The organism is Streptomyces sp. NPDC046866 (genome assembly GCF_040704625.1).
GTDB lineage: Bacteria > Actinomycetota > Actinomycetes > Streptomycetales > Streptomycetaceae > Streptomyces.
The window spans coordinates 112,034-134,171 of sequence record NZ_JBEYXN010000010.1; the positions used below are offsets into that span (position 1 = coordinate 112,034).

Here is a 22,138-nt window from a genome sequence, read left to right on the forward strand (position 1 = left end):
GAACCGCCCGGGCCGACGCGCGGCGGCTACCTCGGCAGCGGGGGGACCGTGTAGGTGGCGCCCGGGTCGAAGGTCGGCGGGGTCCAGTCCAGGACCGGCGTGTGCGTCGGCGCGGGCGGCGGGTTGGGCCCGCGGTGGGGGTTCTGCGGGATCTGCGAACCGCCCGAACCGCCCGAACCGCCCGTCCCCGGCGGGGTCTTCGGGCGCGCGCCGGGGGTGGCCGTCGGATCGGGCGTCTCGGCCGGCTCCGAAGACCCCGAGGGCTCCTGCGACGGGGTCGGCGCCTGCGCCGGATCGGGGGAGGCGGAGGGCGACGGCGCGGGCGGGGCCGTCGATCCGGCGGGCTTGTCCCCCGCCGGCGCCTTGCCGGAGCAGCCGGCGGCCAGGACGACGGCCGCAAGGGCCGCCACCACGCCGGTCGCGGTCCGCGCCGCCACGGTCGTGCGGGACTTCGCTCCCACCAGCCCACCCCTTTCGGACGTTCGTCCGAGTGGTCGGACGAACGGACGATCGATCGAATCGCGGCAGATCGTAGCTCAGATCGCGGCCGGCTCCTGCGGCAGGACGATCGTCACCCCGCGGCCCGGCGCCGTGCCCATCGCCGCCAGGGCCGCCGGAGCCGCGTCGAGCGGCAGCGCGGCCGTGACCAGGAGGTCCGGCCGCAGCGCCCCGGACCGGACCAGCTCCATCATCGGCGGATACGCGTGCGCGGCCATCCCGTGGCTGCCGAGGATCTCCAACTCCCAGCCGATCACCCGCTCCATCGGCAGCACCGCCGCCCCCGCCGCGGGCGGCAGCAGCCCCACCTGCACGTGCCGTCCGCGTCGGCGCAGCCCGGCCACCGAGGCGGCGGCCGTCACCGGCGAGCCCAGGGCGTCCAGCGACAGGTGCGCGCCGCCGCCGGTCAGCTCCCGCACCGCCTGCGCCGTGTCGGAGGCCGTACGAGCGTCCACCGCGTGCACCGCGCCGAACTTCCGGGCCAGCTCCAGTGCTTCGGGAGCCGCGTCCACCGCCACCACCCGCGCCCCGGCCGCCGCCGCGATCATCACCGCCGACAGGCCGACCCCGCCGCACCCGTGCACGGCGACCCATTCCCCGGGAGCCGCCCGGCCCTGAGCGACCACCGCGCGGAACGCCGTCGCGAAGCGGCAGCCCAGGCCCGCGGCCGTGGCGTACGCGAGCTCCTCCGGCACGGCCACCAGGTTCACGTCGGCGTGCTCCAGGGCCACGTACTGGGCGAAGGAGCCCCAGTGCGTGAAACCGGGCTGGGTCTGCCGCTCGCACACCTGCTGCTGGCCGGCCGCGCACTCGGCGCAGCTCCCGCAGGCGCAGACGAACGGCACCGTGACCCGGTCCCCGGCCCGCCAGCGGGTGACCCCCGGGCCCACCTCCTCCACCACCCCGGCGAGTTCGTGGCCGGGGACGTGCGGCAGCACGATGTCCGGGTCGTGGCCCATCCAGCCGTGCCAGTCGCTGCGGCACAGCCCGGTCGCCTCGACGCGCACCACCACCCCGCCCGGGGAAGGCGACGGATCCGGCACCTGCCGCACCGCGGCCGGCTGCCCGTACTGCTCGAAGACCACTGCGCGCATCGCGTCCGCCCTCCACTCGACTGGTGCGCACGCTACCCGCCTCCGTCGCCCCCGCTCCCGCCCGCGCCCCCGCTCCCGCCGGCGTCGGCGTCCGCGTCGGCGTCGGCGTCCGCGCTTCCGCCCCTGCCCGCCTTCTCGCTCTCGCCCTCCGTCGCCTCGGCCCGGGCGAGGGCGATGACGCCGATGCAGATCAGGGCGATGCCCACCAGTTGGAGCAGCACCCACCAGCCCGCCCTCAGGTGCTCGTCGTACAGGACCACGCCCAGCGCAACGCTCACGCTCGCGTCGCCCAGCGTCAGCGCCGGCTGAGAGGCGACCAGCGGGCCGCCCTGCATGGCGTGTTCGAGCAGCAGCAGGGCGCAGATGCCGGTCACCGCGAAGCCGTACGTCTGCCACGCGGACAGGAACGGCCCGATCCCGCCCTCCCCGAGCAGCGGCACGGAGTCCTTCATCAGCGCGGCCGTGGTCGCGTAGCAGACGGCGGTGGCGGCGCCCAGGCACCCGGCCCGGGCCCGCCCCGGAGGCCGGCGCAGCCCCGCCACGGCCAGCGCCGCGGCGGCGGCCGCGCACCCCACCAGCGCGGGCAGCCACCGGTCCAGCGGTACGTGCGTACGGTTCCCGGCGGGTGAGGCCGCGGCCAGCGCCAGCCCCAGCCCGCCCACCACCGCCGCCACGGCCCGCCACACCGCCCCCGGAAGCCGGTGCCGCGTCACGAGCGAGGCGATCAGCAGGGCGAACGGCAGCTCCAGCACGAACAGCGGCTGGACGAGCACCAGCGCGCCGGTGGCCAGCGCCGCGGCCTGCCCCGCGCCGGCCGCGACGACGGCGAGGATCCCGCCGAGCCAGACGGGCCGCCGCACCAGGTCCAGGATCAGCCCGAACCGGAATCCCTGGCTCTGCGGCACCGTGAGGGCGGCCCGCCGCTGGAGCACGGTCGCCAGCGCATTGCTGAGCGCAGCGAACAGTGCGAAGAGGACCGGCAGTGCGACGCCCATCCGCCGATCCTCGTGCCGCCCGGGGCACCCCGGCCCCCGCCGACACGCCCCGCCCTGCGGATTCCCCCGACCGGTCCCGAACCGCACCTGCCGGGGGCCGGCCCGCCGGAGGCGCGGCTCCCGGGCCGTGGCCGCGGCCCGGGAGCAGGGCTCAGCGGCGCTCGCCAGCGCGTGCCAGGGCCAGGCCGGCCAGGGCCCCGGGGGCGGCGGCCTGGCCGCGGATGCCGGGGAAGGCGTTGACGTCCACGATGAGCGGGCTGCCGTCGCCGGTGCCGACGATGTCCACGCCGAAGACGTCCAGCGCGAACACCTCGCCCACCCGGCGGACCAGCTGCTCCCAGCCGGCCGGGAGTCCGGCCGGGTCGAGCGGCCGCGCCGGACCCAGGCCCCCGGGGGCCAGCTCGGAGCGGCGCAGGGCGGCGAAGACCCGGTCGCCTATCGCCCACAGCTTGTGGTCCCAGCCGCTGTTGGCGGCGAAGTCCTGCACCACGACCGGCTCCTCGGGCCACGCCGCCGCCAGCTCCCGCAGCCGGTCCGGGCCGTCGACCCGGGCGACCAGGTCGTGCCGGCGGCTGTGCCGGCTCTTGACGACGACCGGGCCGGCGGCCAGCTCCCGCCGCGCTCCGCCGGATGCGGCCCAGGCCGCGAGCGAGCCGTGCGTACGGGTCCCGGCGAACGGCAGCCCGGCCCGCCGGGCCAGCTCCGCCATCGCCGTGCGGTCCTGGCAGAGCGCGGTCGCCGCGGCCGAGTTGACCACGGCCGCGCCCCGCCGCTCCAGCTCCCGCGCCAGGCCCAGCGCCCGCGGCGTCCGCGCCTTCAGCAGGTACACGTCGGCCGGACCCTGCCCGGTCTCCCGCACCCCGGGCACCTCCCCGGCCTCCCCGGCGGCGCCCGGGTCCAGCGCCTCCACCCGGTGCCCCGCCGCGCGCAGCAGCTCCGCCGCACCGGCCAGCAGCGGATGCCCCGGCTCCGGTGTGATCAGGCAGATCCTCACCGGGCGGCCTCGCCCGCCCGCGCGGCCTGCGCCGGGATGGCCAACGGCAGCGCCCGCGCCCGGGTCCGGCAGGCGGCAGCCGCGGAGCCGCCCGCCCCGGCCAGCCCGAGCACCGCCCGGGCCACCCGGGCCGCCGCATCGGGGACCTGGCGGAAGCTCGGGAAGTCGTTCACGTCGACGACCACCGGCCCGTCCGGGCCCAGCAGCACGTCCACCCCGTACAGGTCGAGCCCGTAGACCGCCCCCACCTGCGCGGCGATCGCGGCGACCTCGCCGGACAGCGGCACGCGCCGCTCCCGCACCGCCGGATCGGGATGCAGCGGAGAGCAGCGCTCGGTCGCGAACAGCTCACCGCCGACCGCGTAGACCTTGACGTCGGTGCCCGGGTTCGGCACGTACGGCTGGGCGATGAGCATGCCCTCGCCCGCGAGTTCCGGCAGGAGCTGCTCCAGCCGCTCGGGCGAGGACACCAGGCGCACCCCGCGCCCGGAGCTGCCGTCGGCCGGCTTGACGACCAGCGGGTACTCGCCTGCCGGTATCTCCCGCAGCAGGTCGGGCCGGGCCACCGCGTACGTCGGCGGCATCGGCAGCCCACCGGCCCGCCCGACGGCCGCGGCCAGCGCCTTGTCCCGGACGCCCCGGATCGACCGGGCGTCGTTGACGGTGGTCAGCCCGGCCGCGGCGGCGGCCTCGAGCAGGGTGAGCCCCGGCCCGCCGGACACCGTCTTGAGCACCCACGCGTCGTGCGCGCCGGCGTCCACGGCCTCGGTCATCCGCAGCAGCGAGCCGCCCGGCCGCACCACGTCCACCCGGTGCCCCCACGCCGTGAGCTGCCCGATCACCTCGTTGGGCATCCCGTCGTGGCGGTAGTGCTCCTCCACCAGGAAGCAGAGCCTCATCGCCTTTTCCCACCCCGTATTCCCCGGACGTCCGCCGATTCCGCCCGGCGAGTTGTGACGTCACAGGATGTCATGGACCGCAATGTGACAATCGGTCCGACTCGGGGCGGGCGGGGCGGACGGAAGTCCGGCCTGCGAGCGGCAGGCCGGACTCCCGGGCGGGCGGGCCGGCTTGGGCGGTCTACGCCGGCATCGGTACGGAGACGAAGGTCCTGCCCGCCTCGTTCTCCACGACGACCGCCTTCACCAGGGACGGGTCGACGGCCGCCGAGCCGTCCAGGGCCGCGCCCTTGCCCCCGCCGTTCTCCTGGCTGCCGACGACCCAGCTGCCCGCGGAGGTACGGCTGCCGTCCTTGCCGACCACCACCAGCCGGCACCGCTCGCCCGGCGGGATCCCGGTCACCGCCGCGTGCACCCGGACCCACTTGGCGGCCGGGGTGACCTGGACGGTCATCCGCGCGCCGGAGCCGGAATCGGCGGCCGAGGCCACCTTGGTCCCGGCGGGCGGCGGGGACGGCGCCGCGGAGACCGTGGCCCCGGGCGGCTGCGGGACGGCGACGGCCTCGCCGTCGGACGATCCCATCCGGGCCCCGGCCCAGAACACCGCGGCCAGCGCGGCCGCCGCGGCCAGCCCGGTCAGGCCCAGCCGGCGCCGCCGCTGCGCGGCCGCCTCCCCGCGGACCTGCCGCAGGGTGCGCTGGAGCAGCAGGTCGCCGCCCTGGGGCGGCCCGTCGAGGAACGCCTCCGCGGGCACCTCGCCCAGCGCCGCTTCCATCTCGCGCAACGCGGCCACCTCCTCACGGCACTGCACGCAGCCGCTCACATGCTCCTCGACCCGGAGTACGTCCTGTCCGTCGAGGACGCCGAGGACGTAGGGGCCGAGGAGTTCCTCCTCCTCGTGCCGCTGTCGGTTCATGCCACCACCTCCCGCAGTCCGGCGGGCTGCTGGGGCGGCCTGCCGCCCATGCGATTCCCCTCCTTGGTGCTGTTCTGCCGAAACACCTCGCGCAACGCCTTGAGGGCGTAGTGCGAGCGCGATTTGACCGTACCGGCCGGAATGCCGAGGCTGTCGGCGGCCTCGGCGACGCTGAGCTGCCGGTAGTACAACTCCTTCAGCACGTCCCGGTGCTCCGGCGTGAGCTGGTCGAGCGCCCCCAGCACCGTCACCGTGTCCACCACCGCATCGGCGTGGTCGAGTTCCACCGGGGGAGCGGCCGCCGCCCCGGAGACCTCCTGCGGGCGGGCGGCCCTGGCCCGGTAGCGGTCGGTGATGATGTTGCGGGCCACCGTCAGCAGCCAGCCGCGCACCGATCCCTTTCCGTTGACCAGGGCTTCGGAATGCCGCCACGCCCGGATCAGCGTCTCCTGGACGACGTCCTCGGCGGTGGCCCGGTCCCCGGTCAGCCGGGTGGCGTACGCGAGCAGCGCATGGCCGTGCTCCTCGTACACCGACCTGATCAGTGCCTCGTCCGTCGAGCCCCGCCGCGTACGGGGCCACAGTGGTCCGGCCATCGCACCTCTTCCTCTTCCTCGCCGAGCCGTGCGGTCAGAACACGCGGTGGGCCGGAATCCGGTTCATGTGACCTGCGTCACTCGGGTAGGTGGGCCCGTTCCGCGGGTGCCGCCGGCTCAGGTGCGGCAGGTGCGGCCCTGGTTGAGGCAGTCCACGAGGGCGGCCATCTGCGCGTCCGTCATGACGTTCACGAACATGGCGTGGTCGGTCTTCGGGCTGTGCCGCTGCTCGGGGAAGGAGTCCACCGCGACCGCCGTCCCCGGCGGCACGTCGTACGCCAGCGTGATCCGCAGCTGCGGCACGGCGAAGCCGCCCTGCGGGCAGACCCCGTTGGCGGCGGGGAAGGCCAGGTGCGCACGGTGGTTCGCACTGTCGTGGTCCAGCCCGTTCCAGCAGCTGGGGAAGACCAGCGTGCGGGTGAGCCGGTCGCCGGCGGGGCAGCGAGGGTAGCGGGTGGTGGTCCGTTCCGGGGAGCCGGAACAGCCCCAGCGGGCGCGGACGTCGGCCTCGGTGCGCGCGGTCGCGGCCACCGCGTCGCCCGTGACGGCGCGCAGGAAGGGCGGCATCGGCACCACCTTGCCGACGGGGTTGCCGCGGAACTCCACGGTGACCGACGCCTCGTGCAGGATCTCCCCGCTGTTGCCGTGGCCGGCGGAGTGCTCGTGCGGCTGCGTGCCCGCCCGGTCGGGGCGGCGCAGGACCGGCCAGTAGTAGGTGGAGCGGTCGCCGCCGCGGCAGCCGGTCGCGGCGGCGGCCAGGGAGGCGTCGGTCGAGAGGGCGTCCGTGGACAGGTTCCCGACGTAGGCGTGCGTGTGGTGGGCGCCCGAGCGGATCCCCGGGGACACGACGAGGTTGTCCTCGTTGTAGTGGCCCTCGCCGTTGCGCCCGCAGTCCACCGTCACGGTGCCGGTGGACGCGTCGGGCCCGGGAGGCGGTTCGGCGGGCGCGGGCGGCACGTCGCGCAGGTCCACCGTGTCGCCCGGGCGCACGGCCTGCGCCGGACGCGGGCCGGCGGCGCGTGAGGCACCCAGGACGGCCGCGACCAGTCCCGTGCCCAGCACGAGGCAGACCAGCAGCGTCAGCAGGCGGCGTTCGTTCCCCATCCCCATGCGGATCACGGTTGCGGCTGCCCGGCGCAGCGTCAACCGGCATCCACATGTCGGCCACGGATCGGCTCGTGCCCTCCTTGCCGCGGCGGCCGCAGCCCCGCACAGTACCCGGCATGACGCCTGCCGACCTGCTGCACGCCTTCGCCCGGACCCGCGCCTCCCTCGACGGCGCCGAGGTGGTCTTCTGGTGGTCCGGGGACGTGTTCTCCTGGGCCCCGGACGAGCCCTACCGGCACCTGTTCGGCTTCGAGGGGGTCAACGTCGCCCGCCTGACGGAGGACGGCGAGGACGGCGGGGGCGGGGAAGGGGGCGGCTACCGGCTGCTCACCCGCGAGGCCGCGTTCTACCTCGACCCCAGGACCCGGGAGATCCTGGACACCTGGGAGGGCAAGCCGGTGGTCCACGTCTGGAACGACCCGGCGAACCTGAGGCTGCGGCCGTTCCCGGTGCCGCTGACCCGGCTCGGCGACCAGGTCTGCTTCAGCCTGGAGATCCCGCTGGCCTACCCCTCCCCGCTGCCGGTCGCCGACTATCCCCTGAACTCCGCCGGGGACACCTACCGGGCCCTGGAGCTCTTCCAGTTCTTCGCCCCGGAGTCGGTCCTCACCACGGACGCGCCCGGTGTGCCGTGCACCATGTCCTGGATGCGCATGTCGCCGTGGCTGCCCTGGATGGAGCAGGGGCAGCGGCCGGGCGGGCTGGCCTTCCACTGCCGGGGGCGCAAGCTCGGCTCGTACGCCGAGGTGCCCGAGCGGACGCGTGCGTACATCGAGGAGCGCCACCCGCAGTACGCGCACGCCCCGGAGAAGTGGACCGAGCCCAACGAGACCAGCTGGACGTACTTCCGCCGGCTGTCCGAGGGCTGAGGTCCAGGGGCCGGGTGCCGGTGCAGGGTCCCGGGGCGGGAGCGAGGGGCGGAAGCGAAGGCGCTGTCCGGGGATTGAGACGGCGGGGCGCTGCAAGGGGGGCCGAAACCCGCCGGTCGAAAGGGGACAAGAGGTGTCAAAGGGGAGCGGGGAAGGGCCCCGAAGAGGCGCAAAGGGCCCCCTGAGGGGCGGACAAGGGTTTTCCCCGTATCGCGTTCATCCCCCCGTTGCCTACTGTCTGCCCACCGGCGATCTTCCCCCCGAACGGCCCCCGCCCCAACCCCACATGGTGTGAAGCCGAGCGGCCGGGTGGATCGCCCGCACCACCGCTGCCCCCGCCCCGCCGAAGCGGCCGGGGCAGCGAAGGCGAAGCGGCGGCCGGAGCGGAACTGACCAGCCCGCCCCGGCCCCGCAGGCGCCGTCCACCTCCCACAGCCCCAACCGGGGTCGCTCCGGCCTGCCCGGAGCCGGCCCGCGAAAGGGAACACCGTGCACGCAACGCGACGCAGGCTGATATCCGTGGTGGCGATGTCCGTCACCCTGCTGGCCGGCTCCGCCACCGCTTCCGTGGCCCTGACCGGCGCGGACCCCGCGCCGGCCCAGTCCGCCGCCTCGACCCTGCCCGCCGCTGGCGCGCCCGCCGCCCCGGCCGCCGCTCCGGTCGAGAACCTGATCGTCGGCTACAAGAACTCCGCCTCCGAGGCCAGTTCCAACCAGGCCGCCGCCGCCGACGCCGCCGCCAAGGGCAAGAAGGCCGGCAAGAAGGCGAAGTTCGACCGGCGCCTGGGCACCGGCGCCGCCCTCGTCAGCCTCGGTGGTGCGACCGCCCCGGCCGACGCGGCCCAGCTGATGGCCCAGTTCCGGTCCGACCCGGACGTCGCCTACGTCGAGCCCGACACCCGCGCCTACGCGATGGCCACCCCGGACGACACCGAGTACGCCAAGCAGTGGGACCTCTTCGAGCCCACCGCCGGGATGAACGTCCCGGCCGCCTGGGACAAGACCACCGGCGCCGGCGTCACCGTCGCCGTGATCGACACCGGCTACGTGGCGCACTCCGACGTCGCCCCGAACATCGTCGCGGGCTACGACTTCATCAGCAGCTCCTCGGCCGCCCGTGACGGCAACGGCCGTGACAGCAACCCGGCCGACGAGGGCGACTGGAGCGCCGCCGGCGAGTGCGGCACCGGCTCCAAGGCCAGCGACTCCTCCTGGCACGGCACCCACGTCGCGGGCACCATCGCCGCGGCCACGAACAACGCCAAGGGCGTCGCGGGCATCGCGTACAACGCGAAGATCCAGCCGGTCCGCGTCCTCGGCAAGTGCGGCGGCGCCACCTCGGACATCGTCGACGCCATCACCTGGGCCTCCGGCGGCACCGTCGCGGGCGTCCCGGCGAACGCCACCCCCGCCAAGGTGATCAACATGAGCCTCGGCGGCTCCGGCACCTGCAGCACCAGCTACCAGAACGCGATCAACGGGGCCGTCGCCCGCGGCACCACCGTCGTCGTGGCGGCCGGCAACAGCAACGCCGACGCGAGCGGCTTCACGCCCGCCAGCTGCAGCAACGTCATCACCGTGGCCGCCACCAACCGCACCGGCGACCGCTCGTTCTACTCCAACTTCGGCAACACCGTCGACATCGCCGCCCCGGGTGGTGAGACCCGCCGCGCCACCGACACCCCGGGCACCGTCACCACGCCCGAGAACGGCATCCTCTCCACGCTGAACAACGGCGCCACCACCCCCGGCTCCGAGATCTACAAGCCGTACCAGGGCACCAGCATGGCCTCCCCGCACATCGCGGGCCTCGCCGCGCTCCTCGTCGCCGCCAAGCCCTCGCTGACCCCGGCGCAGATCGAGTCCGCGATCAAGGCCAACGCCCGCCCGCTGGCCGGCACCTGCACCGGCGGCTGCGGCGCCGGTCTCGCCGACGCGGCCGCCACCGTCACCGCCGTGACCTCGACCCCGCCCACCACGGGCTTCGAGAACACCACCAACGTGACCATCAACGACAACACCACCGTCGAGAGCCCCATCACCGTCACCGGTGTGGCCGGCAACGCGCCCGCCACGCTGAAGGTCGGCGTCGACATCAAGCACACCTACATCGGTGACCTGAAGGTCGACCTCGTCGCCCCCGACGGCTCCGTCTACACCCTGCACAACCGCGCCGGCGGCAGCGCCGACAACATCCTGCAGACCTACACCGTGAACGCCTCCTCCGAGGTCGCCAACGGCACCTGGAAGCTCCGGGTCAACGACAACGCCGGCGGCGACACCGGCTACATCGACTCCTGGAACCTCACCTTCTGACAGGTGGGCGCCCCCACCCCCTGACGGGTGGATAGTACGGACCAATGAGCCCTGCGGCGCCGCCGGTACACCCCGTACCGGCGGTACCGCAGGGCCTTGTCGTCCGCCGACTGAATTCTGCGTCACAGTCCGGCTCCATCCGGCCTCCGACCTCGTATTCTCGCCTCTCACAGGAAAGGCACAGGTGTGGGGACCGAGAGGCTGGTGGCTGTGCGTGGCGCCGAGTGGGCGGGCCGACGCGACCGTCGGACACGGTGAACTGATCAGGGCGGTCGAGCAGGCGCTGACCGCGCACGCGCGCGTCCTGCTCACCGGACCGGCCGGCGCGGGCAAGTCCGAGGTGGCCGCCGCCGTCGCGGCCGCGGCCGAGGCCCGCCACGAGACCGTGCTCCGCCTCGCCCCCGAGGCCGCCGACCGGTGGATACCAGAGGCGTCCGCCGCCGCCCTGCTGGCCTCCGTCCCCTGCGCCCTGCTGGAGCGGCTCTCCGGGCCGCAGCGCACCGCCGTCGCCCTGCTGCGCCGCGAAGCCGACGCCCCGCGTGCCGGCCGCGACCACCTCGCGCTGCGCCTCGCCGTCGTCGAGGTGCTGCGCACCCTCGCCGCCCGCACCCCCCTCCTGCTCGTCCTCGACAACGCCCAGTGGCTCGACGCCGAGAGCGCCGACCTGCTCGGCTTCGCCCTGCGCCTGACCCCGCCCCGGGTCCGGGTCCTGGCCGCCGAATGCGTCCAGGGCGGCGCCCCGGCAGCCGAGCGCCTGTGCGGTCCGGGCACCCCGGCGATCCGGATCCCGCCGCTCGGCGCCGACCAGGTCGCCGAGCTGCTCGTCCGCCACGGCCTGCCCGCCCGCCTCGCCGGCCGCGTCCACCAGGCCAGCGGCGGCAACCCCCGCCTCGCGCTCGCCCTCGGCCGCTCCCTCGCCGAAGCCGCCGGGGCCCGCGACGGCAGCGCCCACCACGCCGATCCGCTGCCCCTGTCCGGCCAGGCCCGCGAGGTCGCCCGCCGGCTCCTCGCCGCGGCCCCCGCGCGGACCCGCCGCACCCTGCTGCTCGCCGCGCTCGCGGCCCGGCCGACCACCGCCCTGCTGCGCCGCGCCGGCCGGCCCGACGCCGAGGCCGAGCTCGCCGAGGCGGAACGGGCCGCGCTGGTCACCGTGGCGGAGGACGGGGCCGTCACCTTCACCGCCGGCGCCCTGCCCATGGCGCTGGCCGCCGACGCCGGCTGGCCCGAGCGCGCCGCCGGGCACGCCGCGCTCGCCGCCGCCGTCGACGACCCCGTCCAGGCCGTACGCCATCGGGCGCTCGCGGTGGACACCCCCGACGAGTGGCTCGCCGCCGAGATCGCCCGCGCCGCCGCGCAGTGCCGCCGCCGCGGCCAGCGCGCCCTCGCCGCCGAACTGGGCCTGCTCGCCGCCGAACGCACGCCCTTCGACCGCCCCGGCGAGGAGCTCGCCCGCCTCGTCGCCGCCGCCGAGGACGCCGGCTGGGCCGGCCGCGCCGATCTCGCGCGCCGCGCCACCCGGGCCGTCCTCGCCCGCGACGCCTCGCCCTCCGACCGGGTACGGGCCCGACTCGCCGTCATCGACGCCGCCGGCCAGGCCCTCGGCACCCTCGACGAGACCTTCGCGCACGCCATGGACGAGGCCGAGGGCGACCCCGCCCTCCAGGCCGCCGTCCAGCTGCGCGTCGCCTGGAAGTGCAACCTCAGCGACGGCGACCCCGTCCGCTCCCGCGACGCCGCCGCCGAGGCCGGTGCGCTCGCCGCCGCGGGCGGCGACCAGGTGGCCGAGGCCATGGCCCTGACGGTGCGGGCCCGCATGGGCCGCATCCTCGGGGACCCGAACGCCGAGGAGATCCTGGCCGAGGCCCTGGCCCTGCCCGCCCCCGAGGTCCCCCTCGGCATGCGCAACGCCCCGCAGTACCTGGCCGTCCGCCACGCCCTGTTCGACGACCGGCTCGACGACGCACGCAGCCAGCTCCTCGTCCTGCTGCCGGCCGTCCAGCGCACCGGCTCCTCCGAGGACGTCTTCGAGGTGCTGCGCAGCCTCAGCGAGGTCGAACTGCGGCGCGGCCGGTGCGCCGTGGCCTCCGCGCACGCCCGCCGGGCCCTGGAACTCACCATCGAAGCCGGGCTCTCGCCCGGCCCCGCATGGTACGTGTCCGCCATGGCCGAAGCGGCCGGCGGCAGTTTCGCGCGTGCCGCCGGATACGCCCGCCGCGGCATCCAGGCCTCCGAGGAGGAGCGCGACCAGGTCTTCCTCTCCCGCAGCCTGTACGCGCTCGGCCTCGTCGAGCTGGCGACGGGGGAGGCCGCGAAGGCGGTGGCCACCCTGCGCCGGGTCGCCGCACTGGAGGCGGCCCAGCAGGTCGTCGACCCCTCCGTCCTGCGCTGGCACGGCGAACTCGCCGAGGCCCTCGTCGCCGCCGACGCCCCCGGCGAGGCCGCGGAGCTCATCGACGCCGTACGGGCGACCGCCCTCCGGCTCGGGCGCGCCCCCGTGGTCGCCGCCCTCGACCGGGCCCGCGGCCTGGCCCTGTCCGCGCACGGGGACGCCGAGGCCGCCGTGGACCTCCTGAGGGACACCGCCGAGCGGTTCCGGGAGCTCCGGCTCCCGGTGGAGCGGGGCCGTACGCTGCTCGCCCTGGGCCGCGTGGAGCGGCGCCGACGGCGGCGGGCCCCCGCTCGGGCCGCCCTCCAGGCCGCCGCCGAGGTGTTCGCACAGGCCGGGGCGAAGCCCTGGGCGCAGCTCGCCGGCGAGGGCCCGGAGCCGGTGCCCGCCCCGGCCGGCGGTCCGACCGTGGCCCTGGCCGCGCTGACCGAGGGGGAGGCCCGCCTGGCGCTGCTCGTGGCCCAGGGCGCCAGCAACCAGGAGGCGGCGGCGAAGCTGTTCGTCAGCGTCAAGACCGTCGAGGCGCGGCTGACCCGGATCTACCAGAAGCTCGAGGTCCGCTCCCGGGCCCAGCTGGCCACCGCCCTCGGGCCCCCGGGGGTCGGCAGGTGAGCCGGCCGCCCGGCGGCACGGACAACGGGCAGGGCCCGTACGCGCGACGGCGTACGGGCCCTGCCTGCGGGATGCGGGTGCGGCCGCGGTGTGGCCGGGCCGCGCCGGGTGTCAGCTGCCGTTGGAGAGGTTGCCGGACAGCACCGGGATGTTGCTGAGGATGTGCGAGAGCGGCTCGTCGCCCTTGGCCTGGGTGGAGTTCTCGGTGCACTGCTGGTTCATCGGGTTGGACAGGATCGGGACGTCCTGGGCGACGCCGACGGCAGCGATGAGGCCGACGATCGCCTGCAGGTTGGCCTTGACGGGCAGGGCGACGCAGGGCTTGTTCAGGGTGCCCTGGACCAGGCTCAGCTGCGGGCTCTGGACGCCCTTGGTCGTCTGGTTGCCGTAGATCTGGGCGGAGTCGTTGCCGTTGACCGTGGTGACCCCGCCGTCGTTGCCGATCGCCATCGCCGGGGAGGCAGCCGCGGCGCCGGCGCCGAGCACCGAGGCGGTGACCGCGGCGGTGGCCATCATCTTCTTGAACATGTGGAGAATCCTTCTGTCGGACTGTCGCAGGGGTGGGGTGTCCCCGGCGGGACGAGCTGATCAACTGCCGTCGCCGCCGGGGGTTATCACCTGTCACCCGAGTGGCCGAGCGTGCGGCCGGACGCGCCTGGCGCCGGGTGCCGGAAGGATTCACCGGGCACGGCGAAGGCCGCGGTCCGGCGGTGTGCCGGGCCGCGGCCTTCGCCGTGCGTGGTGTCAGCCCGTCTTGCGGCGCGTCCGCTTGGTCCGCGCGCCGCCCGTGCTGTTCCCCTGGATCTTCGCCCGGCTCTGGTGCGCCTGCTGCGCCTGCACGTTGCGGGCGTTGCGCTCCAGAGCCTCCCGGAACCTGCGCTTGGCCGCGTCGGCCGGCGACTCGTCCTGCGCGGGGGTGTCCGATTCCTGTGCCATGCGTCCTCCTCGGATGATCTGAAGCGCTTTCAGTCTGTCAGCCGGGGTTCGCACGGGCCAGCGAGTTCCCGACCGCGGACCCGCGTCCGCAAGGCCGGAGCCGCCCGGCACCGCCTCGTCCGCGCGTTCATCGGCGCCGTGCGACCGCGAAACCGCGAAACCGCGAAAGCACGAAGCCCCGGACCTCGGCCGAGGCCCGGGACTTCGCCGGTGCACTTCGCATGACCGCCGTGTTCAACGACGGACCGCTCCGGAGGTCACTGCGTCGCCCGCGGCCCCGTGGCGCGCTGCTGGTGCACGCGCAGGTGGAGGGTGGCGAGGTCCAGGAGCGGGGTGGGGACGGCCAGGGCGCGCGCCCGGGCGACGAGGTCGCCGAGCACGTGCTCCACCTCGGTCGGGTGCCCCGCGAGCACGTCCCGGTACATGGAGGGGGTGAGCGGGGAGCCCTCGGCGGTCACCGTCCGCTCGGTCAGGTCGGCCTCGGCCTGCGGGAGGGGGTGCCCCGCCGCTGCCGAGACCGCCGCCGCCTCGGCGAGGACGGCCCGGGCGAGGTCCGCGCCGCCCGCGACGGCATTGACCTCGCCGACCGAGCCGCGCAGCAGGCAGGTGGTGGCGGCGAGGGTGGTGATGAAGACCCACTTGTGCCACATCGCGGCGACGATGTCCGGGGTCGGCGGGCTGTCGATCCCGGCCGCGGTCAGCAGCTCGCGTACGGCGTCGACGCGGGCGGACGGCGCGCCGTCGCGCTCGCCGGTGAGCACGACGGACGGCGGCGCCAGGCGCACGATGTCGCCGCTGCCGTCCAGGGTCGTGACCACCTTGGCGACCCCGCCGAGGACGGCCGCCCCGCCGAACTCGCCGGCCAGCCGGTCGACATGGGCCAGGCCGTTGAGCAGGGGCACGATCGCGGTGCGGGGCCCCACCGCCGGGGCGAGGTCCTTCACGGCCTGTTCGAGGGCGGTGGACTTCACCGACAGCAGGAGGAGGTCGTACGTCCCGATCGGCGCGTCCGCGGTCACCAACTGCGGGGCCAGGGATATCTCTTCGCCGAGTCCCGTCACGCGCAGCCCGCGCTCGCGCAGGGCCGCGGCCCGCTGCGGGCGGACCAGGAAGGTGACATCGGCCCCGGCCCGGGCGAGGCGGGCGCCGAAGTAGCCGCCCACGGCGCCGGCGCCGACGGTCAGGATTCTCATGGAGAGCCTTTCGTGAGGGGCAGCGGCTCCAGGAGCCGGTGCGGTCGGTGGAGGGCCGCGGTGACGGGATCGTCGTCCTCGGAGGGAGCGGGCAGGCCGGGCCCGGGGGCGACGAGGAGGTCGCCGGCCCCGACGGGGGCGCCGCACGCCGTGCAGCGCCCGTCGTCGGCGACCGGGGCGTCGTCGTCGGTGTGCCGGTAGACCCTGCGCGGCCCGCCCGGGGCGGGCCGGTGCTCCTCGCCCCATGCGGACAGCGCCCGGACGGCGGGCCAGAGGCGGATGCCCTTGGGGGTCAGCACGTACACGGCCCGGCGGCCTCCGCCGGGCACCCGGTCCAGTACGCCGGCCTCCGTGAGGGCGGCGAGCCGGTCGGTGAGGACGGCGCGCGGGATGCCGAGGTGGCCGGCGAAGTCCGCGAAGCGCCGGACGCCGAAGAACGCGTCCCGCACGATCAGCAGGGTCCAGCGCTCGCCGACCACCTCCATGGCCCGGGAGAGGGCACAGGTCTGGCCGCGGTAGTCGCGTGGCAGGGTCATGTGCCCACCGTACCCGATGAGTTCGGTGACCGAACCAATCGGAGGGGGATCCGGGCCGCTCAGACGGTGAAGGGCTTCTGGTCGAGGAACTGGGGCGTGGGGTTGCCCGTGGTGAAGAAGTTCGGGATCTGGGTGCGCGGCATGAGCTGCTTGATGGCCTGGTGGAACGCCTGGTAGCCGCCTCCGCTGAACGTTCCGCCGTTCCACACCCGCAGCAGGGTCTCGGTGAACTTGCCGTTCACCCTCCCGTCGAGGGCGACCTGGTGGTCCTGGCAGGCGGAGATGAGCACGGTGCCGGGCTCCGGCCCGCTGCTGCCGTTCTTCCTCAGCTCGCGTTGGAGCTCCTGGTAAAAGGCCTTGTTCTCCTCGTAGTTCTGCTGCTGGCGCACCTCGGGCATCACCCGGGGCGCAGGCTCCTGCGCGGCGCCGGACGGCTGGGCCACCTCCGTGGCCGTACCGCTGTGACAGCAGTCGAGCAGGGTGAGGATGCGGACGCCGGGGGAGAAGCGGAGGAACTCCCGGTGCAGCTCGTCGTCGAGGAACTGGCGGTCGTAGAACACCAGGGTCTCGTCGAGCTCGTCCGGCTCGTCGCCCTCGGTGTCGGGCATCTGGCCGCCGTGCCCCGAGTAGGTGAACAGCAGGATGTCGCCGTCCCGGAGCGTGTCGGCCGCCTTGCGCAGCTCGGTGGTGATGTTGTCGACGGTGCCGTCGGCGGTGAGCAGCACGGTGTCCTGGAAGCCGCAGGCGCGGGCGAGCGCCGCCATGTCGCGGGCGTCGTTCTCGCAGGCCATGAGCTGTCCGTCCCAGCCGCCGTACTTGGCGGGGTCGACGTTGTTGAGGCCTACGTGGATGGACAGGCCAGTGGGCATGGGATCCTCCTGGGGGAGTTCGGCGGGGGTGTACGTCGGGGATGGCTTCCGCAGCGGGCGGCGCGGCGAACCCCGCAGCGCCGAGCGACGCCCGATCGGGCCTGGCGGCCGGAGCAACGCGCCGACCGACTGGCGGCACCCGGTCGGCCGACCAATACTGGCCGTGGCCGGTATCCGTGCTCCGGCGCGGGAGGTTGCGATGGAACCCCGGGTCGTCTACGTCCACGGCAGCGGGAACAAGGTCCGCGAGGAGCTGCTGAAGTCCCGGTGGGACACCGCGCTCTTCGGCGTCGGCATGGGCAGCGCCTCGCGCATGGCCTACTGGGCCCCGCTGCGCCATCCGGCGCCGCTGCCCGAGACCGGGCCCGGGTCCGCGGCGGCCGGGGAGGCGGGAGGGGCCGGGGAGCCGGCCGCCCCCGGGGCGGAACCGGCCGAGGAGTTCCTCGCGCGGGTGCTTGCGGAGGCGCGCGCCGAGGCGGCCGGCGGCGCTGCCGGGAACGGCGGCGGGGCGGCGGGCGGTGCGGCCGGGGACGGCGGCGGGGACCGTGCGGCGGCGCGGTCCGAGGCACCCCTCGTCGGCTGGCTGCGTGACATGACCTACCTCGCCGACGCCCTGGCCGAGGCCGGCGAGGCGCCGCCGCCGGCGGGCGGGGGCGCCCCGGAGGCGCTGCCGCTGCCCGGGCCCGCCCGCACCTCCGTCTTCCGGCTGCTGGTCGAGCACGCCTTCAAGGACGTCCACGCCTACTTCTTCGGCGGGACCGGGCCGGCGGTCCGGGACGTGGTCCGGCGCGCCCTCGACGAGGCGGGGGCCGGGGCCGGGGCCGGCGGTCCGCTCGTGGTCATCGGCCACAACCTCGGCAGCATCGCCGCGTACGAACTGCTGCGGGAGGAGCAGCGCCAGGTCGACCTCCTGGTGACCATCGGCTCGCCCCTGGGGGTCACCGAGGTCCAGGAGGTCCTGGGCCGGCCGCCCGCGGTCCCGGCGGGAGTGGCCGCCTGGCGCAACGCCTCCGATCCGCGGGACCTCGTCGCGCTGGACCACACCCTGCGGCCCGAGTACGCCCCGGTCCACCTCGTCTCCGACCACCTGGTCGTCAACAGCAGCGCCAACCACCACGGAGCCCTCGAGTACCTGGCCACCGGACCGGTCCGGGAGCCGGTCCGCGGCCTGTTCGGTGGCCTTGCAGTCGGCTGAACCGGGTGAAACCATGACAGGTATCACCAGTCGATCCCTCTGCCGCCCCCGCGAGGGCGGCGGGACAGGTGTGTGATGCCGCTTTCCGAAGAGGAGTGGGTCCTCGTCACCGAATGGGTGCGGGACAAGCTCCTCGACTCCCCCGACCCCTACGACCGGCTCGAGGCGGCCGGCTACCCCCCGGATTTCATCGGGGAGCTCGGGCTGACCAACAAGAGCGCGGTGAACGCCGCCAATCTCGTCAGGGCCGCGCGCAGGAACATCCACTCCCAGTCGTTCCTGATCGGGGTCCTGCTTTGCCTCGACGAGCTGACCGTCGAGGGGAACTTCGAGCAGCAGCTGAAGGGATTCCAGGCCAGGCTGGAGGAAGACAAGCGGGTGGACACCCTCACCGAGGACCACTTCCTCGCGTGCGTGCTCAGGAACGGCAGCGACGTCTTCATCGACCGCGCCGGCCTGCGCGAGAGGCTGAAGGAGTTGGAGGCCGACCCCGACAAGATCGCCCTGGTCGTCGACGGGGAGCCCGGAAGCGGCCGCTCCTACAGCTACCACCTCATCCGCTACCTCGGCCAGCACCTCGGGATCCGCCCGCTGCACGTGAAGCTCTCGCGTACGACGACCGCCTCCCTGCTGATCCAGCAGCTCGCCGCACGCATCGACCGGGGCGGCTACCTCCCGTTGAACCCGACACAGTTGAACGATCCACTGTGGGCGGTCGACCAAGCGGTGCAACTGGTCGTCGCACGGGCCACGGCCGTACCGGAGCGCTTCTGGATCGTCCTGGACGACTGCGACGCCCTCGATGCCAACTCCGACGTCTGGGACTGCATCGACCAGCTCGCCCAGGCCGTCTACGACTACGCCCCCGGACCGGGTGAGACCCCGCCCCAACTGGTCCTGCTCGGCTACGGGCCCACCATGCCCCAGCTGCCGAGCGACGTCCGCGACCACGTCCTCCACGACACGGCACACGTCGTCGGCCCCGAGGAGCTGCGCGCCTTCTTCCGCGAGTTCTTCACCCACGCCCCGGTGCAGCAGGACGCCGACACCATCGCGGCGCGCATCGGCCTCGCCGCCGAGGCGGTCCTCGCCGCGGCGAACACCCCGGGCCCCGAGGGGTACATGAGCAGGCTCCGCAGGGCGGCCGAGACCGCCGTGCGCACGTTCGGTGCCCTGGAACCCGGCGAGGACTTCGCCGTACGGCTGCACGAGGAACTGCGCACCGCCGCAGCCCCGCAGCCCGCCCCTCCCGTACCGGAAGCCCGCAGGGCCTACCGGGAAGCCGCCTGCCTGCTCAGCCGCTTCGACCCGGCGGGCCTGAAACTGCCCGGCGAGGAGAAGGCCGCCGGCGGGGCGCTGGCGGCGCTCGTCCACGACTGCATCACCCTCGGCCTGCCGCCCGACCCGCTCTGGGCCCTCAAGGACGACGTACGCCGCGAGGCGCTGGGCGCCCTCGCCGGCCCCGACGCCGCCCGCCGCGCCCTGGAGGCCAACCTCGACCAGTTCCCCGAGGGCCCCGGACCGGAACGCATCGTCCTCGACCACCTGCGCGGCAGGCCGCCGACCGCCCTGGAGGAGCTGGACGCCGACGCCCTCACCGCCACCCTCCAGGCGGCGCTGTGGCTCTCGCAGATCCCGGGCGCGGCCGGATTCCCCTCCCCCGAGGACGTCCAGCAACAGCTGGACCGGGCCCGGCTGCTCCAGCCGCTGCGGCGCCTGGTGCAGGGCACGTTCTGCGGCCGCACCGCCGCCCTGGCCGACCTGCGGTCCTACGTGCTCGGCACGGACGCCCCGCTCCGCCGGCCCCCGCTGGTGGTCCACGGGGTCGGCGGGATCGGCAAGACGACCCTGCTGGCCAAATTCCTCCTCGACAGCATCGACGTCCCGCGCGGAACCCCGCCGCCGTTCGCGTTCGCGTACGTCGATTTCGACCGGCCCACCCTCTCGGTGCACGAGCCGGTCACCCTGATCGCCGAGATGGCACGGCAGCTCGGCACCCAGTACCCGGCCCACCGCGCCGCCTTCGATGCGCTGGCCAGCGAGTGCGAGGAGACGGCCCGCACCCAGTGGGACGAGCAGAAGGCCCTCGGCGACAGGCAGGGGCTGTCCGGCACCAGCCTGCAGGACGGGCGGACGGCGGCCGAACGGTTCCAGGCATCGGCCCGCGAGAGCGAGAGCCGCCTCGTGTCGAGGGTGGCGCAGCTCCTCGTGGATGCGGCGGGCCCGGCGGGCGGGGACGGACCGACCCTGGTGGTGGCCGTGGACTCGTTCGAGACCGCCCAGTACCGGGGCAGCATCGCGATCGGCCGGTTCTGGTCCCTGTGGAGGGCCCTTCAGGAGGCCTGCCCGCGGCTGCGGTTCGTCATCGCCGGACGTGCCCCCATCGACCACCCCGCACGGATGGTGGAACTGCGCACCATCAGGCTCGACGACCTCGAACCGGAGGCCGCCGTGGAGCTGCTCGGGGCGAACGGCGTCCAGGACACGGCCCTGGCCCGCACGCTGGCCGAGCGCGTCGGCGGGCACCCGCTCAGCCTGAAGCTCGCGGCCCGCGCGGCCGTGGCCCTGGCCGAGGAGGCGGGATCGCTGGGCGAGCTGGTCGAGAGCCTGCGGGTCCGGCACCGGGACCTCGACCGCACCGTCGACCGGACGCTCGTCCAGGGCACCTTGTACGACCGCTTCCTCCGGCACATCCCCGACGACACCGTACGAACCCTCGCGCAGGCGGGCCTGGCCCTGCGCACCCTCACCCCCGGAGTGGTCAAGGACGTCCTCGCCGAGCCGTGCGGGCTGCGGGTGGATTCCGAGGCCGAGGCCCGCCGCCTCTTCGACCGGCTGGCCCGGCTCGACCTCACGGAGCCGGTCGGCCCCGAGGCCGTACGGCACTGCTGCGACCTGCGGTCCGTCATGCTGCCCCTGTCGGACACCGCACGCCCCGGCCTGATGAGGGACGTCGCGCGGCGTGCCGTGCAGTACTACGAGGGCCGCCCGGGCGTGGACGACCGCGCCGAGGAGATCTACCACCGGCTGCGCCTGAACGAGAACCCGCGCACCGTGGAGCAGCGCTGGCAGGACGGCGTCGAACGCCACCTCGGCGACGCCGCCGCGGACATGGCGCCCCGGTCGGCGGCCTTCCTGGTCGGCCGCCTGGGCGGCCACATCTCCGCGCAGGCCCTGCGGGGCGCCGACCCGGAGGACTGGCAGCGCATCATCGCCCACGAGGTCGAGGACCTCCTCGCACAGGGCTACATCGACGAGGCAGCCGCCCGGCTGGCCGAGCCCCCTCCCTGGTCGCCGGGCAGCCGCCTGCACGTCTTGTGCGTCACCACCCTGTGGCGCAGCGGACGCCGCGCGGAGGCAAGGGTGCGGGCCCGGGAAGCGGTGGACCGCGCGCGGGAGGCGGGCGAGGCCGGGGCACGGCTCGAACTGCTCGTGCTCGCCGCGGACCTGGCGGAGGACGCGGGCGACCTGGCGGAGGCGGAGACCGACCTCGCCGAGGCGGAGGACACCGCCACCGGGCTCGGCCGGCCCTTCGACGCGGTGGAGGTCCGGCTCCGCCGGGCCCGGCTCGCCCCGGAGGGAGAGGCGAGGTCGCAGCTCGACGACGGCCTCGCGGCCATGCTGGGGCGGCTGTCCGACGAGGCGCTGCGCGAACGGCCGGAGCTGGTGCGACACGCCGCGGCGGAGGCGGCCCGCCGCGATCCGGCCGCACTGGACCGCGTCCTGCAGGCCGTGGGGCTGCCGGAGGCCGCCGACGCGGTCGCCGACGTCCTCGCGGCGGCGATGGACCGGGCCGCGCAGCAACAGCCCGAACTGCGCCCGGCTCTGGAGCAGATCCTGGCCGAGACCGCCGGCCGCGTGCCGCTCCCGGCGGCGCAGGCGGCGGCGCAGGCGGCCGGGCCGGCGGCGCCGCTGCGGGCGGCCGGCCTCCTCCAGGAGGTCCGCGCTCCCGAAAGCCTCCTCGCCCTCGCCCGCCGGCTGCTCGTCCTGCGCGACCCCGGCGGAACCCTCGTCGCCGGTGTGGCGGCCGCCGCCGACCCGGACGCCCCCGCCCGCGGACTCCCCGGCCGGGCGCCGCACCCCCACTGGCGCACACCGGAAAGGAACGGCCCGCAAGCGGCCTGAGC

Annotated in this window: 18 protein-coding genes; 5 read left to right on the forward strand and 13 right to left on the reverse strand. The window is 75.3% G+C overall.

Translation table 11 applies throughout. The features are described 5' to 3' along the window. Nucleotides 1-26: 26 nt before the first annotated feature. The 8 genes from AB0953_RS17385 to AB0953_RS17420 all read right to left on the reverse strand — a co-directional run bounded on the left by AB0953_RS17385 (nucleotide 27) and on the right by AB0953_RS17420 (nucleotide 7,102). Nucleotides 27-461 carry a hypothetical protein gene (locus tag AB0953_RS17385; protein WP_366860331.1) on the reverse strand — a complete coding sequence of 145 codons (435 nt, stop codon included), beginning with the start codon at nucleotides 459-461 and terminating at the stop codon, nucleotides 27-29. 75 nt (nucleotides 462-536) lie between these two features. After that, nucleotides 537-1,592 (reverse strand): zinc-dependent alcohol dehydrogenase family protein, encoded by a 1,056-nt coding sequence (locus AB0953_RS17390; RefSeq protein WP_366860332.1) that lies wholly within the window; start codon nucleotides 1,590-1,592, stop codon nucleotides 537-539. 32 nt (nucleotides 1,593-1,624) lie between these two features. Further along, the gene (locus tag AB0953_RS17395; protein WP_366860333.1) at nucleotides 1,625-2,587 is read right to left on the reverse strand and encodes a DMT family transporter; all 963 of its coding nucleotides are present in this window, start codon (nucleotides 2,585-2,587) and stop codon (nucleotides 1,625-1,627) included. A 151-nt stretch (nucleotides 2,588-2,738) separates the two neighbouring features. Continuing rightward, a complete protein-coding gene (locus tag AB0953_RS17400) occupies nucleotides 2,739-3,581 on the reverse strand; it encodes an alpha-L-glutamate ligase (protein WP_366860334.1) in 843 nt (280 codons plus the stop codon). Beyond that, nucleotides 3,578-4,480 (reverse strand): hypothetical protein, encoded by a 903-nt coding sequence (locus AB0953_RS17405; RefSeq protein WP_366860335.1) that lies wholly within the window; start codon nucleotides 4,478-4,480, stop codon nucleotides 3,578-3,580. The genes AB0953_RS17400 and AB0953_RS17405 overlap by 4 nt, the downstream gene beginning before the upstream one ends. 181 nt (nucleotides 4,481-4,661) lie before the next feature. Continuing rightward, nucleotides 4,662-5,396: a zf-HC2 domain-containing protein gene (locus tag AB0953_RS17410; protein WP_366860336.1), complete on the reverse strand. Its 735-nt coding sequence runs from the start codon at nucleotides 5,394-5,396 to the stop codon at nucleotides 4,662-4,664. Further along, entirely contained in the window at nucleotides 5,393-5,992 is a 600-nt protein-coding gene (locus tag AB0953_RS17415; RefSeq protein ID WP_366860337.1) for a sigma-70 family RNA polymerase sigma factor, read from the reverse strand. The genes AB0953_RS17410 and AB0953_RS17415 overlap by 4 nt, the downstream gene beginning before the upstream one ends. A gap of 117 nt (nucleotides 5,993-6,109) precedes the next feature. Next, nucleotides 6,110-7,102: a DUF1996 domain-containing protein gene (locus tag AB0953_RS17420; RefSeq protein ID WP_366860338.1), complete on the reverse strand. Its 993-nt coding sequence runs from the start codon at nucleotides 7,100-7,102 to the stop codon at nucleotides 6,110-6,112. A 113-nt stretch (nucleotides 7,103-7,215) separates the two neighbouring features. On the opposite strand from AB0953_RS17420, the gene AB0953_RS17425 reads away from it, so the two are divergent. From AB0953_RS17425 to AB0953_RS17435, 3 genes are all read left to right on the forward strand, one after another. Next, complete coding sequence (locus tag AB0953_RS17425) at nucleotides 7,216-7,968, forward strand: DUF1838 family protein (protein WP_366860339.1); 753 nt, start codon at nucleotides 7,216-7,218, stop codon at nucleotides 7,966-7,968. Nucleotides 7,969-8,496: 528 nt separating this feature from the next. Next, complete coding sequence (locus AB0953_RS17430; protein ID WP_366860439.1) at nucleotides 8,497-10,284, forward strand: S8 family serine peptidase; 1,788 nt, start codon at nucleotides 8,497-8,499, stop codon at nucleotides 10,282-10,284. Between the two features lie 184 nt (nucleotides 10,285-10,468). After that, nucleotides 10,469-13,282, forward strand: a complete 2,814-nt coding sequence (locus tag AB0953_RS17435; protein WP_366860340.1) for a LuxR family transcriptional regulator — start codon at nucleotides 10,469-10,471, stop codon at nucleotides 13,280-13,282. Nucleotides 13,283-13,393: 111 nt separating this feature from the next. Here AB0953_RS17435 and AB0953_RS17440 read toward each other — a convergent pair whose 3' ends face one another. The 5 genes from AB0953_RS17440 to AB0953_RS17460 form a co-directional block, all read right to left on the reverse strand. Continuing rightward, on the reverse strand, nucleotides 13,394-13,810 hold the full coding sequence (locus AB0953_RS17440; RefSeq protein WP_366860341.1) for a rodlin: 417 nt from the start codon (nucleotides 13,808-13,810) through the stop codon (nucleotides 13,394-13,396). Between the two features lie 216 nt (nucleotides 13,811-14,026). Further along, nucleotides 14,027-14,218: a DUF5302 domain-containing protein gene (locus AB0953_RS17445; protein WP_366860342.1), complete on the reverse strand. Its 192-nt coding sequence runs from the start codon at nucleotides 14,216-14,218 to the stop codon at nucleotides 14,027-14,029. A gap of 257 nt (nucleotides 14,219-14,475) precedes the next feature. Continuing rightward, complete coding sequence (locus AB0953_RS17450; protein WP_366860344.1) at nucleotides 14,476-15,411, reverse strand: ketopantoate reductase family protein; 936 nt, start codon at nucleotides 15,409-15,411, stop codon at nucleotides 14,476-14,478. Further along, entirely contained in the window at nucleotides 15,408-15,947 is a 540-nt protein-coding gene (locus tag AB0953_RS17455) for a helix-turn-helix domain-containing protein (RefSeq protein WP_366860345.1), read from the reverse strand. The genes AB0953_RS17450 and AB0953_RS17455 overlap by 4 nt, the downstream gene beginning before the upstream one ends. A 59-nt stretch (nucleotides 15,948-16,006) precedes the next feature. Further along, on the reverse strand, nucleotides 16,007-16,816 hold the full coding sequence (locus AB0953_RS17460) for a caspase family protein (RefSeq protein WP_366860346.1): 810 nt from the start codon (nucleotides 16,814-16,816) through the stop codon (nucleotides 16,007-16,009). A 199-nt stretch (nucleotides 16,817-17,015) separates the two neighbouring features. Here AB0953_RS17460 and AB0953_RS17465 point away from each other — a divergent pair, with 199 nt between their 5' ends. Next, complete coding sequence (locus tag AB0953_RS17465; RefSeq protein WP_366860347.1) at nucleotides 17,016-18,011, forward strand: hypothetical protein; 996 nt, start codon at nucleotides 17,016-17,018, stop codon at nucleotides 18,009-18,011. A gap of 75 nt (nucleotides 18,012-18,086) precedes the next feature. Beyond that, complete coding sequence (locus AB0953_RS17470; RefSeq protein WP_366860348.1) at nucleotides 18,087-22,136, forward strand: hypothetical protein; 4,050 nt, start codon at nucleotides 18,087-18,089, stop codon at nucleotides 22,134-22,136. Nucleotides 22,137-22,138 lie beyond the last annotated feature (2 nt).